The organism is Priestia sp. 3CA3 (genome assembly GCF_056836725.1).
The window spans coordinates 79,925-95,333 of record NZ_JBXENJ010000004.1 but is presented as its reverse complement, the minus strand read 5'-3'; the positions used below and the strand labels follow the sequence as shown (position 1 = coordinate 95,333).

Sequence of the window (15,409 nt, the reverse complement as noted above, 5' to 3'; positions counted from 1 at the left end):
GTTTATTTTCCTCCTTGTGATAAATGTTTAATTCCATTCCATCTTTTTGCCTCAGGAAGCTCAATTCCTAATTGATCTAACGTTCGAACAGCAATATGCGTGACAATATCATCAATTGTCTCAGGTTTGTTATAAAAAGCTGGCATAGGAGGCACGAGGATAGCTCCCATTTTTGAGAGATCCAGCATGTTTTCTAAATGAATCGTATTCAAAGGCGTTTCGCGAGGAAGTAGCACCAGTGGCTTTCTTTCTTTTAACATCACATCTGCCGTTCTTGCTATTAAGTTATCTGCTAGTCCCATTCGAATAGATGCTAATGTTTTCATGCTGCAAGGACTTACAATCATTCCGTCTATACGAAATGAACCGCTCGAAATTTTTGCTGCTTGGTCTTGATATGAATAACAATAATCTGCTAGCGCTTCTACTTGCCTAACGCTATACGGTGTTTCCAGCTTAATTGTGGCATGAGCCCAAGACGACATGACTAAATGCGTTTCAACAGAAGCCTTCTTCAAAAGCTCTAAAATTCGAATACCTAGAATAGCTCCTGTGGCTCCTGTTATTCCTACAGCTATTTTCATTTCTTTTCCTCCTCTCTGCTTTGGTTACACATTTAACTTTACACTTATTTTCCATACAATTAAAATATTGATAAAGTATATAATAATACCTTTAAAGTATGGAGTTGAATATAGTGGAATTAAGACAGCTGCATTATTTTATTGTCATAGCTGAAGAATTAAATGTAACTAAAGCAGCCAAGCGTCTGCACATGGCTCAGCCTCCTTTAAGCAGACAGCTAAAGCAGCTCGAAAATGAGCTGGGCCTTTTGCTTTTTGAACGAAACAATAACAAGCGCTTATTGTTAACGGCAGAAGGAGAGCTTTTTTTAAAACGAGCGAAAGAAATTGTGCAAAGGGTCGAAAAATCAGTATTGGAAGTACAGGAATGTAAAAACGTAACAAATGAAAAGCTTGAAGTCGGATGTACAATCTACTGTGCATCAACGGTTCTCGATAAGCTAGCTCTTATTCAAAAACAGTATCCAAACAGTACTTTTAATATCTATGAAAACGAACCAGCTCATTTAAACGAGTTGTTGAAGGATGGAAAGATTGATGTAGCAGTCACCACTACAGACTTACCTTGTCAACAGGTAAAAACAAAAACACTTGCACCAGATGTCTTTGTTGTAGCAGTTCCCAAAGAAAGTAGTTATGCAACAGAAAAGATTTCAGTCGCTGAAATCGCTTCTCTCCCTCTTATTCTTCTTCGTTCAAATCGGGAAATAAGCATATACAATCGCATTATAAAGGAATTTAAAAAGATGGATATAACACCTAACATTTTATGCGAATGCCATGACTCAGCGATGCTTCTTAATTTAGTATGTCGTGGCCTTGGTGCTGCTATTGTTCCTTATTCGATGCTATCTTCTTTTTCACTAGAACATATTAAAATTTTAAGCATAGAAGATAATCCATTTGTAATTGAGCCTTTAGTTACGTGGCGTACCGATAGTTATCTCCCCAAAATCGCTCAAGAATTTTTAAAGCTTTTTTAAGTATAGATGCACAAAAAAGGCTTTGCTAAAATAGCAAAGCCTTTTTTATTTTATATTGATATATGTGACTACATTAACCAAGAAATTAATAGCGGTAATGTAACAAGTGACATAATGGCACTAAGTACGAATGCTGAAGCTGTTTCACCAGCTAGGCTATCAAAGCGCACTGAAATCATCGCTGCTACAGCTGAACCTGGGAACGCTACTAATAACACTAATTTTACGATGTCAGCTGATGATAGACCCATTGCTGTTGCAATTCCTAACATTACAAGCGGCTGAATAGCCACTTTTAAAATCGCAATACCAAATGCTGATGGGCTAAATTGAATTTTACGAATACCAATTGTTACCCCAACTGCGAATAGCGCTGCACCTGACGTAATTGAGCCAATTTGATTTAAACTGCTTGACAATAAATCTGGAGATTGGAACCCACATAGTACTAATACTACTGCGATTAACGGAACACACGCTAACGGTTCAGAAAGACCGTGTAAGATTGATTTAATCGTTACTTTAAATAAGCTTTCTTCAGAATCCCCTTCACTTCTTTCGCGCTGTCCAACCGTACCAATAATAGTTGCTAAAGGATCAAGCATCGCATTTACTACGATACCCGTAATAGCGATTGGAATTGCTACTACATCCGCGCCAAACAAGCTACCTAAAACGGGAATACCCATAAACGCAAACGTTGGCTGCGTAGAGTTTAAAGAGAACATAGACGCGCCTGTTAGTGAGTATTTGAATACATATTTTGCAACGAGTAAGAAAAGAACATAAAATCCAATAATACCAAGAACTAATGCTAATAAAAACGGCCATTTTTCAATAAGCGTTTGTTTTGATGTTGTTGTAATACCAACGAATAAATGTGCAGGTAACGCAAATTTTGTTACAAGCGTATTTAACCCTTTAGATGTTGTTGCATCAAACTTTTTAAAATACCCTGCTAAATAACCTAGCAAAATAACGAAAAAGATTGGGGTTAAAATAATAAAGATTTGACTAATTTCCATTTTTGAACACTCCATTGTTTAGATTAGAATCAATCATATAAATTTGCTTTCTTAGAAAGATAATTATCTTCTAAGGCTTGTCTATGGATATTGTTTACGTCAGGCCATTCATCTCCCTTTTTGCTAAACATCTCTACAAATATGAAGTAACGTATAATGGTTCATGAAAACGCATGGACTTTGTTTTTCTACAATCATTTATTTACTTCGAAGCTGTTCATTTAGTTAAATCAAATCACACAAAACTTGTCATACAATACAGTAACTCTACAACCTTAATAAAAACTTGTCATACAATCATGTTGTTGGCTTACTTAGGCTGAAAAAAAACACCTTCAAATGAAAGATGCTTAATCTTGTGACGAAAGAAAGCTACTTCTGATTGATGAGGAAGAATCTCTAAGAGTTTGAAACTCTCAGTTAAAAATTTCCATAATTTCACAAAGTTTTTACAAACAATCTGACTTATTTGTATATTGCTTTCTGTGACGAATTTATGAACATGTTTTAACTTAACATTTGTAGGGGAATTATTCAATTACATTGCTTAAACTTTTAGTGAAAAAAATATTTTAATCCTGGTTTTTTTACATAAAACGGATTAATATAGCTAAAAAGACCTATATATTATCGATTAAAAAGAAGATGACTCATCTATCACCTTCTTTTGCTTACTTTATTTAATAATTACATGTAGATCATAATGTTACTTTATTTTAGCATCAATAATGGAAAAATTGTGTTCTTCTGAAAACCACGTTTTAATTTTTTCTTTTGCTTTCAGTTTAACACCTTCATCAATGTACATGGCAACTTGAATCAATGCGAGCCCCAGAGCTCCTAAATCATCTGTAAATCCAACTCCTGCTGCAAAGTCCGGAATTAAATCTAAAGGAAGAATAAAATAACCTAACGCTCCTATAATGACTGCTTTTGCTTTTGGAGGAATATCAGGTTTTTGCAACGTGTAGTATAAAAGCAGTACGGCATAAACAACGTTTGCTCCCGCTTTTTTACCAAACTTTTTAAGCTTGTCCCAAAATTTTTCTTCCGAATAATATTTGGCTTTTTCCTCTGTACGAACGGGTACAATTTCTTGTTTCTCTTCCATATCGATCACCCTCTCATCACCATATGTACTTATTATAAACGATAATCTCTACTGAATTCCATTGAGAGCTTAAACTCCATAAACCTGCACAAAGCAGGCTTATGAATTTTTTAATGAGTAATGCTTCATAACGATAGTAACTAAGTCATTCAGCGCCGTTTCACTTTTAGAATGATTTTCAAACTGCTGAATGAGATCCATATGTTCAAGCAGCACTTCGTAATTACCCGTCATCTTTCTCAGAACTTCATATGCGGAACTATTCAAATCCACTTGTATTTTCAAATCCTCCAGCTGTACTAGATACTCATTCCAGCGCTGATCTTGTTCTAGCAGCAGCAACACAATTTCTTTTATCGCCTTCCGCACATTGGACTCCATCTTTTCATCTCCTTTGATACACAGATATAACAAAGTCTATGAAAAAAACGAGCTTTTTCATTCCCGTATTACACAAAAAGAGTTTCTTTTATTTTATAACAAGCCCGCTTAAGAGCTCTTCCCATACTTTATCATCGCGCAGCACGTCCATTGAAAAAATAGGTGCATGTAAAACACATGTATAAGGCAAGTCCCAGTTAGCTTCGGACAAAAGTTCTTTTTCACTGTTTGTCAGCAGCAGTATATAGAAATCGTTTTTGACCATTCCCTTTAAAACATGCTCTAATTCTTTCGCTTCTTCATACGTTCCACCCATACGAATAAACAATATACAAGAACTGGTCTCCATTGACGTTAAAAATCGCTCCGTTCTCCGTTCATATTTTTCTTTGACTTCATTATATGAAAGCCAGTTAGTCTCCGTATTAATAGACGACGGAAAATCATGAGCAGAATCAATTTGATACACCTTATCACGCAGTCTAAGCGTGGAACCATCTCCGAAAGAACTGATATAGGTTAAGTGTTCATATACAAATAAGTCTTTACAGCGATTTTTCAACAGCTGATTGACATGAGAAAGAGAAATGCTAATACACCAATCAATCACCCCGGCTTGTTTTCGCAAAGAATATTTTTTCATATATATCCCTGGAAAACAGTTATAGCCTAAACTGTATATCATATCGTACTGCTTGCTTTTTAGTTCATTTAAAGTAACCATATTCATCCTCCCTTCTTCTATAAAATATGACAGTCTTTTATAGAAAGAGGCGGCTTCTGCCTTATACCGTACAAGCTTTTTGCGTTTTAGGAGCTTGTGTAATAAAAGAGTAAGGAATTAAAAAAAACAACCGAAGCAAAATATTTTGGAACTCGAAAGATTCTTGTTAAAATACTTGTATTCCATTGAAATAACAAGGCCTATGAAGTCTTTAAAGAAAGAAGATGAAATTGATGAGTAAAGCATTAAAAGATATTCCGATTTCCGTGTTAGATCTTTCTCCTGTAGTTGAAGGAGGAACTGTATCTGACTCACTTAGAAATACATTAGATTTAGCTCAGCACGCTGAAAAATGGGGGTATAACCGCTATTGGCTAGCTGAACATCATAATATGACAGGTATCGCAAGCTCCGCTACATCTGTTGTAATTGGTCATGTCGCTGGAGGCACGTCACGCATTCGCGTAGGCTCTGGCGGCATTATGCTTCCTAACCATTCTCCGCTTGTTATTGCTGAGCATTTTGGTACGCTTGAATCACTATTTCCAGGACGTATTGATTTAGGCTTAGGAAGAGCGCCAGGGACAGATCAGCTGACAGCGCAGGCGCTGCGACGCGACCGCAGAAGCGACGGCAGTGACTTCCCAGAACAGCTGGCCGAACTGCAAGAATACTTTAAACCTGCTTCAGAAAGTCAGATGCGTGTTAAAGCTGTTCCCGGTCAAGGTTTAAATATTCCGATTTGGCTCCTTGGCTCAAGCGGTTTTAGCGCACAGCTTTCTGCACAGCTAGGCTTGCCATTTTCATTTGCAAGTCACTTTTCGCCTAATAATACAATGACAGCTCTTAACATGTACCGTCGTTATTTTAAGCCGTCCGACGTGTTAGAGAAACCATATGCAATGTTAGGTGTAAACGTAATCGCTGCTGATACAGATAGAGAAGCTGAACGCTTGGCTACTTCTATGCAACAGCAGTTTCTAAATTTAATTCGAAACACACCGGGTAAACTAAAAGCTCCCGTGGATAATATGGATGAACTATGGACTGACTTTGAAAAAGCTTCTCTTCAACAGCAGCTGGGCTCTTCTATTGTCGGAAGTCCTGAGACGATTAAAGTCAAGCTTGAACAGTTTATTGAAGAAACAGAAGCAGATGAACTGATGATTAACGCTCAAATTTACGATCACAAAGCTCGCCTTCGTTCGTACGAAATTGTTTCTCAGCTGTTCAAATAATAAAAAGGCCGGACACGTCCGGCCTTTTTATTTGCTTTCTACTGCTTCAAGAAGTAAATCTGCAAGATGAACGGCCCTTACACTTTCTTCTACTCCTTCTCTGACTACGCCTAGCTTCATTTGAATGAGACAGCCCGGGTTTGCTGTTACAATTGTATGGGCATGGGCTTCTTTCACTTTTTCCATTTTATAATCTAAAATTTGCATAGACATTTCTTGTTCCGTTAAGTTATAAATACCAGCTGATCCGCAGCAATGAGCCGCATTTTCCATTTCATTAAACACCGTTCCGTTAATCGCTTGGATCAGTTTTCTCGGTGCGCTGGACGTTTTCATCACGTTTCTTAAATGACACGAATCTTGATACGTAATAATTTGACTTGGGAGCGATAACTTTTGTCTTTCTACAAACTGCTGCTGCAATAAAATCTCTGAGAAATCTTTGACTTTTGCAGAAAAGACCGCTGCTCTTTCTTTCCATTCCGGCTCATCTTTTAATAGATGATCGTATTCCACTAACAGCGCACCGCAGCCGCCTGCATTAAGAACAATATCATCCGCTTGAATGGATTCAAACGCCATAATATTTTGTTTTGCTAACCTTTTTGCCTGATCTTTTTCTCCGCCGTGCGCATGCAGGGCGCCACAGCACGTCTGCACTTCTGGTATAACGACCTTACACCCCGCTTTTTGTAAAAGTGCAATCGTCGCGTTGTTTGTTTCCATAAACATCGTGTCCATTAAACACCCTGTAAAAAAAGCAACCGTACGCTCTCTTGTTCCTTCTGCTTCAAATAAAAAAGGACGTTTCTTCATTTCTTTTTTTGTTGGCACAGGCGGAAGCGTTTTTTCCATTTGTGCTAAATTACCGGGCAGGACGTTTAATATATTTGTTTTTTGAACAGCTTTTTGCAAGCCGCTTCTTTGATAGAAAGCAAGGAGAGAATGTACATTTTTTAATCGTTCTTTATGCGGAAAAAGCTGTTCAAACACCATATGCCTGAGCGCTTTTACCGGCCATTTATGTCGTTTTTTCTGCTGAATAATATCACGCGCTTCTTCTAATAAGTGTCCGTACTTCACACCCGAAGGACAAACAGGCTCACACGCTCGGCAGCCAAGGCAAAGGTTCAATTGTTTTTCAACGGATTCATCCGGTTCAATAAGCCCATCTACAACTCCTTTCATCAAAGCAATTCTTCCGCGCGGTGACGCTGCTTCATATTGATTGGTTTGGTCATACGTCGGACAGCTTGGCAAACAAAAACCGCATCTCATACAATTCATTAACTCGTCATAATCTAACCGTTCTTTAAACGCTTGCTGAATGTCTTTTGTTGCCGTCATGAACGAACCACCACTCTTTTTCTCGTGTCTTTAGCAAAAATTTTCCCTGGATTCATAATTCCTTGCGGGTCCAAAGCATACTTAATTGCTTTCATCGCAGCTACTCCTTCTCCGCCCATCTTCAATGCTAAATACGGTGCTTTCATTTCTCCGACTCCGTGTTCACCTGTAATCGTTCCTCCAAGCTCAATGGCTTTATGAAAAATTGCTTCAAAAGCTTGTTCGACTCGGTGAAGCTCCTCTTCGTCACGCGCATCTGTTAAACAAGTCGGATGCAGATTTCCGTCTCCCGCATGACCAAACGTACAGATTTTAACGTTGTATTTTACAGCAATTTCATTAATCGCTTTGACCATTTCACTAATTTTAGACCGCGGGACGGTTGCGTCTTCTAAAATCGTCGTTGGCTTCATTCGTGCTAAAGCAGAAAGAGCTGATCTTCTTGCTGTACTTAACGCTTCTGCTTCTGCTTGCGAAGCCGCTACTTTCACCGATACAGCCTTTCCTTCACTGCAGATGCGTGAAATCATTTCAATATCGCGCTTCACCACTTCTGGCGGGCCATCTTGTTCAATCAATAAGACAGCGTTTACATCAGTTGGAAGCCCAACTTGGGCAAAATCTTCTACTACTTCACACGTCGGCTGATCTAAAAATTCAAGCGTAGCCGGAATAATCTTATTGGCGATAATTGCTGAAACCGTCTTAGCAGCTGCGTCCATGTCTTCAAACAGCGCAAGCAGCGTTTGTTTTGTTTCAGGTATTGGAATGAGCTTTAAAATGGCTTCTGTCACGACGCCAAGCGTTCCCTCAGACCCGACAAACAAGTTCGTTAAATCGTAGCCAGCTACATCTTTAGCCAGCTTGCCTCCTGTCTTAATACAATCGCCGTTTGCAAGAATTACTTCAAGACCAAGAACGTAATCTTTTGTTACGCCGTATTTTAAGCCTCGTAATCCTCCTGAGCATTCATTGATGTTTCCTCCAATGGTTGATATTTTCATAGAGCTTGGATCAGGAGGATAAAATAAACCTTTTGCCTCTACGGCATTAATTAAGTCTAACGTAATAACACCCGGCTGCACGGTAGCGGTTAAATTTTCTTCATCAATTTCCAAAATTTTATTCATTCGGTTAAAGGTAAGAACCATTCCGCCTTGCGTTGGACACGTTCCTGCGCTTAGATTTGTGCCTGAGCCTCTTGGCACAATAGGAACGTGATCTTCGTTGCATATCGTTAAAATTCTTTTCACTTGATCTTTGTTTTCAGGCATAATAACTGCATCAGGAAGCGACTGAAAGTTAGGGGTTGCGTCATAAGAATATACGAGTCTTGCTTCACTGCTATCTTGAAAGTTGGCCGATCCTACAACTTCAATGAGCTTTGCTTTTGTTCGTTCATTAAGCATAACGTTCCTCCTTATATATCTCTTAATCTTATTATAGTTGCAGAAGTCACGAGGGACTATAGATAAAAAACTAAAAAAAAGCGCTTTAAAAACTCATTTTTTGTATGTTTATCTAATGAATAGCGCACTTATTCTAGTAGAGACAGCGCAAGGTAAAAAAGCGTGAGACCCTTTACACTTTTAGGATCAATGTCTGTTAGTTCTTTCATTTGCTTCAAGCGGTAATGAAGCGTATTGATATGAATATGTAAATCAACTGCCGTTTTTTTTAATGATTGATCATTGGATAAATAGCATTTCAACGTTTCGAGAAGCTCTTTTTCTTTTAAAAGAGCGGAAAGCACTCGACTTAAGAATTCCTTTTTTACAGGTTCAGAAACGTCTTCTAAAATCATATCCATCAGCAGTTCCTCATAAAAAACAACGGTTTGACGTTTTGAAGCTACTTTAAGCGCTTTTTTTGCTTCTTCATATGAAGCATGCAAATCAAATTGCTCCGCTGGCTTCCCTACGCCAATAGTGATGATAACTTGGTTGTTTGCTTGAATGTGCTGCTGACATTTTTTTAATTCTTCTTTAAATCCTTGTCTTGCCTTTTCATCTACAGCTTCTTTCAGTAAAAGCAAGCGATCGTATCCCCAATTTGCGATATAATCTCCTTCACCTTCATGACTTTCAAACCAGTAGCGAATTGTTTCTTGTACCTGCTGCTTCTTCTTTTTCGAAAGAGATGAGTCAATTTGAAACAGCGTGCAGCAATAAGGACTGTCTACTTGTACTCCTAAAATATGACCTCGTTCAATAAATTCTGCATCTACCTGCTGGCTATAAATCCATTCACGAAAAAAAGCTTCTACTCCTTTATTTTCCCATTCCTTTGTTTCTATGTAGTATGCTTCGCGAATAATTAACTCTGTTAATCTTCGAATAATATCTGCAAAAGGCTCAACAGCTTCTGGGGTACCTGTAATGCCAATAACGCCAATAATGTCTCCTTGATAACTGATAGGCAAATTAATTCCTGGCTTAACTCCTTTTAAATCTGCTGCTTCTTTTTTGGAAATATATAGTTTTTGCTTTTTTTGCATCACGTTCCACGCGCCTTCATGAAAAAAACCAACCCGCTTTTCTTCTGTAGACGCAATAATAATTCCGCGTGTATCCGTTACAATTACATGTTCTTTCATCACCAGCTGTACTTCTTTTATAATTTTCTTCGACAGTTCAGAAACTAGCTGCACGTTGTTTACACCTCACCTATCATCAATTAAAAGAGCTGAAAGAATGGTTTTCTCTCAGCCCGCTTTTTTTATTATGCGTTCACTTTTTCAGCTTTTTTTAGCACGTTAAAAAACTCTTTCATAAATTTAGGTAAATCCGGCCAAGCTTGTCCAGTTACTAAGTTTCTGTCTACGTGGAGCGTCTGTTCAACAAATACAGCACCCGCCGCTTCTACTTCCGGACGGCAAGCAGGATACGCTGTCACTTCTCTGTCTTGGAGATACTCTCTAACCGTCGTTAACACGAGCTGACCATGACAAATAACGCCTAAAGGTTTGTTTTCTTTTAAAAAATGAGCAGCAATTTCCTGAACTTTTGTGTTCATTCGAATATATTCAGGCGCTCGTCCTCCAGGAATAATAAGTCCGTCAAAATCAGCGGGATCCACTTCATCTACAGAAGCATGAGAATCAATTTTATATCCCGTTTTTTCTGTGAATGTTTCCATTTCTGGAAGAAAATCATGAACAACCGTTTGGAGCTTCTTTTTCACGGGAGAGGCAATGGTACACTGAATATCTTCTTCTAAACAGCGATAATACGGATAAAAAACTTCTAAAGCCTCCACGGCATCTCCTGTTAAAATCAAGACACGTTTACTCATCTTTTATCACCTTTTCTTTTAATGTCGTCATTTACTTCTTCTCGCAAGCTGCTTTCCATTCCTGCTTTTCCCCTAGGAATAATAAAAAAGCAGGGCCTTCATTCCTTTACTAGGAATGTCAGCCTTGCTTTTTATCTTGTACTCTTTTTAATTCAGCTGTTAATTCAATAAACCAAGCTTCGTCTTTTGTTAGCAGCGCAAGATCAATCAATGAAAGAATCTGCTCTTCGTGCGCCGTTTTTTGAAGGGGCAGCTTCTCTATTTTTTCATCCATCATGCCAATGGTTGTGCCGACCATTTTTTCATCATCACTTTTCACTACATTGATTAGTGCGGCTTTTTTAGATGGATTAATCGTTTTTATATATCCGTATATAAGTTCACCGTCGCGAGACTTTCCTTTGACCCAGTCGCCTACTTTTAAATTTCCTTCAAATAGCTTCACAGTCATTCTCCTTTCTTCATAAACATGCTAAGAATTAATGTAACGGCATATAGTATTCTAGAAAGTAGTGTAATCATAATACTTACAGTTTAGAAAGTCAAAGAATCTATTTTAGAGCAAAAGGCTCGATATACAAAATCACTGCAACAATAAAAAAATCCGAACGATTTATCGTTCGGATCTTTCTTCAACTACACTCAGCCTCTTTATTTGTTATACGAGTCCAGTTAAGCTGTAGATTCCAATGATTAAGAAACATGCAAGCGTTTTTATAACAGTGATGGCAAAAATATCTCGGTAAGACTGCTTGTGGGTTAATCCGGTAATAGCAAGCAGGGTAATAACGGCTCCGTTATGAGGAAGCGTATCCATACCGCCTGATGCCATCGCTACAACTCTGTGCATAACTTCAGGAGGAATATTGTATTGATTAATAGCTTCTACATACTTATCTCCCATCGCACTAAGCGCAATTCCCATACCTCCAGAAGCGGATCCTGTAATACCGGCTAAAATGTTTGTCGTAACGGCTCCATTGACAAGCGGATTTGTAAAGGTATGTGAAATACCATCGCGAACGGTTGCAAAGCCAGGAAGAGATGAAATAACGCCTCCAAAGCCATACTCAGCTCCCGTGTTCATCGCAGCGAGAAGCGCTCCGCCAATACTTGCGTTAAGACCCGCTTGGAAACCGGTGGTCACTCTCTTCCAGTCATACGCAATCGTCGTAATAATTCCAATAACAAGTGCTAACTCCACTGACCAAATACCAACAACTGCGGTTAAATCTACTTTTCCGAACGCTTCAAGGCCAATTTTGGCAAAATCAAAACCGTCTGGGTACCACTTTGGAATAGAAACAGTAAAAAATTTGTTTGCAACCCCTACAAGCACGAGCGGAACAAACGCTAAAATCTGTCTTGCTACGCTAGGTTCATATTTAGGTTCTGTAGAAGGTACAGACTCTTTTTCTAGCTCTGCAGCAGTCGCTAGTTCATTATTAAATCCGTAGTAGCCTTCTCCAGCTTTTCTTGCTTTTTTGCTTCGGCTTTCTAAATACCAAAGACCTAAGCTAAAGACAATAACCGATCCGATAATCCCCAGTGTCGGAGCAGCATAGATGTCTGTTTTAAAAAAAGTCGTTGGAATAACATTTTGAATTTGCGGTGTACCCGGAAGTGCATCCATGGTAAACGAAATAGCTCCTAATGCAATCGTTCCCGGTACTAATCGTTTTGGAATATTCGCTTCGCGGAATAAGTTAGCCGCAAACGGATAAACTGCAAACGCAACAACGAATAAACTTACGCCGCTGTAGGTTAAGATTGCTCCCATTAAAACAATCGCCAAGATCGCACGTTTAGCCCCCACGACTTTAACAATTGTTTTCGCAATCGATTCAGCGACTCCAGACATTTCAACCATCTTCCCGAAGACTGCTCCTAATAAAAAGACAGGGAAGTAGTTTTTAATAAATCCAACCATTTTCTCCATAAAAACGTTTGAGAAAAATGGGAGTGCATAGCTTGGTTCCGTTAAAATAACGGCTAGCAGCGCACAAAGTGGAGCAAACAAAATAACTGAAAATCCGCGGTAAGCAACCAGCATCAAAAGCCCCAGAGACAGCAAAATAATCAGCAAATCCATAACGTTTCCCCTTTCATCCCTCATTCAATTTGTCTTGAATTTATCTTATTTCTTATAAAGTGCAGACTCAAACTCATATTCATAGGACGTGTAATACAGCTGGATAATTTCTTCTGCCGTCGGTACAACCGGATGGTTAGCAGGACTTCCGCTTTGAATCGCATCCGCTGCCATTTTTTCAACCGCCGCATAAAATAGCTGACGATCAATGCCCCACGATTGAAGATTAGGAATCTCTAAGTCGATACAAAGCTGCTTGATGGCTTCAATTAACACATCTGCTCCTTCTTTTTTTGTATATGATACGTTCGGAAAAAGAGCTTGTCCTATTTCACCTAAACGATCGATTGAAGCCTCTTTTGTATAGTCCAAAACCGCAGGCAGGAGCATCGCGTTAGAAATACCGTGCGGCACATGGAATAACGCGCCAATAGGTCGTGACATACCGTGCACTAGAGCAACGGATGAATTTGAAAACGCCATCCCCGCAAGCATAGAAGCATAGGCCATTTCGTTTCTTGCTTGAACATTTTCTCCATTTCTGTACACAAGACGAATATTTTTCATAATTAACTCAATTGCTTGAAGCGCAAGTGAATCCGTAAAAGGATGTGCTTTTTTAGACAAATACGCTTCGACCGCATGACTGAGTGCATCAATTCCTGTAGCTGCCGTTACGTGTTTTGGACATGATAGAGTTAATAACGGATCAACAATGGCTGTATCAGGCAATAATTGAGGCCTTGCGAGCATCATTTTTACATCGTACGCCGTGTCTGTAATAACCGTCGCTTTCGTCACTTCTGAGCCCGTTCCGGCAGTCGTAGGCACGGCAACCAAAGGAAGAGGACTACCTTGAAAATCTTGTTGATTTTGAAAATACGTTCGTAGATGCCCTTCATTTGTCATCATAATGGCAACCGCTTTTCCAGTATCGATACAGCTGCCTCCCCCTAAGGCAATAACCACATCGCACTGCTCCGTTTTACATATGGCAAGCGCTTCATCTAGATGAATATCTGTCGGCTCTGAATTTACGCCTGTATACACGGCACAGTCCATGCCAGCCTCTGCTAAGTAACGACGACAAGTTTCTACATTGCCTGCTTTCGCCATAACGTCATCACTTATAAGCAGTGCCTTTGTCCCAAGCAGTGCAGCTTGTTCTCCAATTTTAGAAAATGATCCTTCTCCATATAAAACCGTGCGTGGTACAAATAGTTCATAAATTCCCACTGTTTTTCCCCCTTTGTTATCTCGCTGACAATCTCTCCTTCCGTATTTTCATGCTGACTTATGTAAGCGATTTCATTTATTTGTGCAAAAAACCAACATGAACTTCGTTTTTCTCCCCTATTTATTCTCTTTTTGTATACCCCTTTCCTCTTTCATTCTAAAATTTCATCTTATATTTTTCAATCTTTTTTTGAAACTTTTTAAAAATTACAAAAAAAGCCAGAGGTATTCTCTGACTTTACCATTTAAATAAACTTTTGAACAGTATTATTTCGATTTAATTTATAAATCGATAGCAGGAAAAAAACGAGTGCAAAAGCTAGTAAAATGCTGATATTTAACCATAGGCTGCTTAATGCGACTCCTTGTTGAACACTTTTCAACGTGCTTAATACCCACGTTTGAGGAAGAAAGTCGGCTATTTTCTGCATCACATCCGGCATAAATTCAGGAGGGAAAAAGCACCCTGACAGTAAACAAGTTGGCGTAATAATAAGCGTTTGAAGGCCGTTTGCCGCTTTTGAACTTTCTGTAAAAGCAACGATTACAAGCGACAAGCCGATGGCTACTAGCCCAAACAAAACTAAAATAAAAAACAGCTGCCACACAGGAATGTTCATATCTACGTGAAAAAGAGTCGTAATACAAACAAGTGTAATCATTACTTGCAAAGTTAATAAAATCATATTTGCCAGAACATTAGATATCACGTATTGCCTTGCGCTAACTGGCGAAGCTAGCAGTCTAAAATACGTGCGCTGCTCTTTTTCTTTTGTGATAAGAGCCGATAGATTTACGGCAGAAAAAAGCATAAACATAATTAAATACCCAATTGTCTGCTTGACAATGTTTTGATCGGTTCCTTTGTCTTTGAGTGCATGCGTAGAGACGTGGAATGGCGCTTTTTGATAACTCTCATACATTTGTTTAAACGCAGCGTCATTGCCGCCTGCTGCTTGATTAAGCGCAGAAACATTATCAATATATTGATACAAATAAGACTTAATAAAGCCCGTTACTTCTGCTCCTTTTATCGAAGTAATCGTAATATGATCTGGTTTGTTCGCTTTGACGCTTTCAGAAAACCCTTTTTCAAAAGTAATAACAGCATCAACTTTCTTTGACGTAATCTCATGATCCACTTCTTTGGCCGTGAGCATTTTAACATTTGTTTTATGCAGCCCTTTTAAAAACTGAACGGTGTCTTTTGAGATATCCGTTGAGTCGTGATTGACAACTCCGATATTCACCGAAGTCCCTGCTGTATTTCCATAAATAAGAACGGACATCAAAATACCTGCAATAGGCAAACCAATAACAAGCACAAGTGTCCTTTTGTTTCTAAGCAGCATATTTCTCAGCATATTTGTAACAAGCCACATGATATTTTTCAT

General features: G+C 38.8%; 15 protein-coding genes. 2 read left to right on the top strand and 13 right to left on the bottom strand.

Features of this window, described 5'->3' with window-relative positions; translation table 11 throughout:
- Positions 1-2: 2 nt before the first annotated feature.
- Complete coding sequence (locus AC1VNJ_RS12305) at positions 3-584, bottom strand: non-oxidative hydroxyarylic acid decarboxylases subunit B (RefSeq protein ID WP_028413102.1); 582 nt, start codon at positions 582-584, stop codon at positions 3-5.
- Between the two features lie 113 nt (positions 585-697).
- Here AC1VNJ_RS12305 and AC1VNJ_RS12300 point away from each other — a divergent pair, with 113 nt between their 5' ends.
- Positions 698-1,567: a LysR family transcriptional regulator gene (locus AC1VNJ_RS12300; protein WP_028413101.1), complete on the top strand. Its 870-nt coding sequence runs from the start codon at positions 698-700 to the stop codon at positions 1,565-1,567.
- A gap of 68 nt (positions 1,568-1,635) precedes the next feature.
- Here AC1VNJ_RS12300 and AC1VNJ_RS12295 read toward each other — a convergent pair whose 3' ends face one another.
- The 4 genes from AC1VNJ_RS12295 to AC1VNJ_RS12280 form a co-directional block, all read right to left on the bottom strand.
- Positions 1,636-2,592 carry an AEC family transporter gene (locus AC1VNJ_RS12295; RefSeq protein ID WP_025751675.1) on the bottom strand — a complete coding sequence of 319 codons (957 nt, stop codon included), beginning with the start codon at positions 2,590-2,592 and terminating at the stop codon, positions 1,636-1,638.
- A 706-nt stretch (positions 2,593-3,298) separates the two neighbouring features.
- Positions 3,299-3,703, bottom strand: a complete 405-nt coding sequence (locus tag AC1VNJ_RS12290; protein ID WP_482640845.1) for a YkvA family protein — start codon at positions 3,701-3,703, stop codon at positions 3,299-3,301.
- 99 nt (positions 3,704-3,802) lie between these two features.
- Positions 3,803-4,084 carry a hypothetical protein gene (locus tag AC1VNJ_RS12285; RefSeq protein WP_033579186.1) on the bottom strand — a complete coding sequence of 94 codons (282 nt, stop codon included), beginning with the start codon at positions 4,082-4,084 and terminating at the stop codon, positions 3,803-3,805.
- A gap of 88 nt (positions 4,085-4,172) precedes the next feature.
- Entirely contained in the window at positions 4,173-4,808 is a 636-nt protein-coding gene (locus AC1VNJ_RS12280) for a DUF1796 family putative cysteine peptidase (protein WP_033579187.1), read from the bottom strand.
- A gap of 233 nt (positions 4,809-5,041) precedes the next feature.
- Here AC1VNJ_RS12280 and AC1VNJ_RS12275 point away from each other — a divergent pair, with 233 nt between their 5' ends.
- On the top strand, positions 5,042-6,046 hold the full coding sequence (locus tag AC1VNJ_RS12275) for an LLM class flavin-dependent oxidoreductase (RefSeq protein ID WP_028413099.1): 1,005 nt from the start codon (positions 5,042-5,044) through the stop codon (positions 6,044-6,046).
- A 27-nt stretch (positions 6,047-6,073) separates the two neighbouring features.
- Here the strand turns inward: AC1VNJ_RS12275 and AC1VNJ_RS12270 are convergent, their stop codons facing one another.
- From AC1VNJ_RS12270 to AC1VNJ_RS12235, 8 genes are all read right to left on the bottom strand, one after another.
- Complete coding sequence (locus AC1VNJ_RS12270; RefSeq protein WP_328141837.1) at positions 6,074-7,393, bottom strand: (Fe-S)-binding protein; 1,320 nt, start codon at positions 7,391-7,393, stop codon at positions 6,074-6,076.
- Positions 7,390-8,802: a glycolate oxidase subunit GlcD gene (glcD, locus tag AC1VNJ_RS12265; RefSeq protein ID WP_482640844.1), complete on the bottom strand. Its 1,413-nt coding sequence runs from the start codon at positions 8,800-8,802 to the stop codon at positions 7,390-7,392. The genes AC1VNJ_RS12270 and glcD overlap by 4 nt, the downstream gene beginning before the upstream one ends.
- Before the next feature lie 128 nt (positions 8,803-8,930).
- Entirely contained in the window at positions 8,931-10,043 is a 1,113-nt protein-coding gene (locus AC1VNJ_RS12260; protein ID WP_482640843.1) for a CdaR family transcriptional regulator, read from the bottom strand.
- A 71-nt stretch (positions 10,044-10,114) separates the two neighbouring features.
- Entirely contained in the window at positions 10,115-10,687 is a 573-nt protein-coding gene (locus AC1VNJ_RS12255) for a DJ-1/PfpI family protein (protein WP_013057347.1), read from the bottom strand.
- Between the two features lie 118 nt (positions 10,688-10,805).
- Positions 10,806-11,138 (bottom strand): IDEAL domain-containing protein, encoded by a 333-nt coding sequence (locus tag AC1VNJ_RS12250; RefSeq protein WP_205689613.1) that lies wholly within the window; start codon positions 11,136-11,138, stop codon positions 10,806-10,808.
- A 207-nt stretch (positions 11,139-11,345) separates the two neighbouring features.
- On the bottom strand, positions 11,346-12,779 hold the full coding sequence (locus AC1VNJ_RS12245; RefSeq protein ID WP_482640842.1) for a GntP family permease: 1,434 nt from the start codon (positions 12,777-12,779) through the stop codon (positions 11,346-11,348).
- Positions 12,780-12,824: 45 nt separating this feature from the next.
- On the bottom strand, positions 12,825-14,015 hold the full coding sequence (locus AC1VNJ_RS12240) for an iron-containing alcohol dehydrogenase (protein ID WP_482640841.1): 1,191 nt from the start codon (positions 14,013-14,015) through the stop codon (positions 12,825-12,827).
- Positions 14,016-14,260: 245 nt separating this feature from the next.
- On the bottom strand, positions 14,261-15,409 hold the full coding sequence (locus AC1VNJ_RS12235; RefSeq protein ID WP_154991246.1) for an ABC transporter permease: 1,149 nt from the start codon (positions 15,407-15,409) through the stop codon (positions 14,261-14,263).

What these genes read in the sequence shown, in the direction of transcription:
- AC1VNJ_RS12295 (WP_025751675.1), bottom strand. Translation starts at nt 2,592, where the DNA reads ATGGAAATTAGTCAAATCTTTATTATTTTAACCCCAATCTTTTTCGTT.
- AC1VNJ_RS12250 (WP_205689613.1), bottom strand. Translation starts at nt 11,138, where the DNA reads ATGACTGTGAAGCTATTTGAAGGAAATTTAAAAGTAGGCGACTGGGTC.
- AC1VNJ_RS12270 (WP_328141837.1), bottom strand. Translation starts at nt 7,393, where the DNA reads ATGACGGCAACAAAAGACATTCAGCAAGCGTTTAAAGAACGGTTAGAT.
- AC1VNJ_RS12245 (WP_482640842.1), bottom strand. Translation starts at nt 12,779, where the DNA reads ATGGATTTGCTGATTATTTTGCTGTCTCTGGGGCTTTTGATGCTGGTT.
- AC1VNJ_RS12255 (WP_013057347.1), bottom strand. Translation starts at nt 10,687, where the DNA reads ATGAGTAAACGTGTCTTGATTTTAACAGGAGATGCCGTGGAGGCTTTA.
- AC1VNJ_RS12290 (WP_482640845.1), bottom strand. Translation starts at nt 3,703, where the DNA reads ATGGAAGAGAAACAAGAAATTGTACCCGTTCGTACAGAGGAAAAAGCC.
- AC1VNJ_RS12235 (WP_154991246.1), bottom strand. Translation starts at nt 15,409, where the DNA reads ATGAAAAATATCATGTGGCTTGTTACAAATATGCTGAGAAATATGCTG.
- AC1VNJ_RS12275 (WP_028413099.1), top strand. Translation starts at nt 5,042, where the DNA reads ATGAGTAAAGCATTAAAAGATATTCCGATTTCCGTGTTAGATCTTTCT.
- glcD (WP_482640844.1), bottom strand. Translation starts at nt 8,802, where the DNA reads ATGCTTAATGAACGAACAAAAGCAAAGCTCATTGAAGTTGTAGGATCG.
- AC1VNJ_RS12305 (WP_028413102.1), bottom strand. Translation starts at nt 584, where the DNA reads ATGAAAATAGCTGTAGGAATAACAGGAGCCACAGGAGCTATTCTAGGT.
- AC1VNJ_RS12285 (WP_033579186.1), bottom strand. Translation starts at nt 4,084, where the DNA reads ATGGAGTCCAATGTGCGGAAGGCGATAAAAGAAATTGTGTTGCTGCTG.
- AC1VNJ_RS12280 (WP_033579187.1), bottom strand. Translation starts at nt 4,808, where the DNA reads ATGGTTACTTTAAATGAACTAAAAAGCAAGCAGTACGATATGATATAC.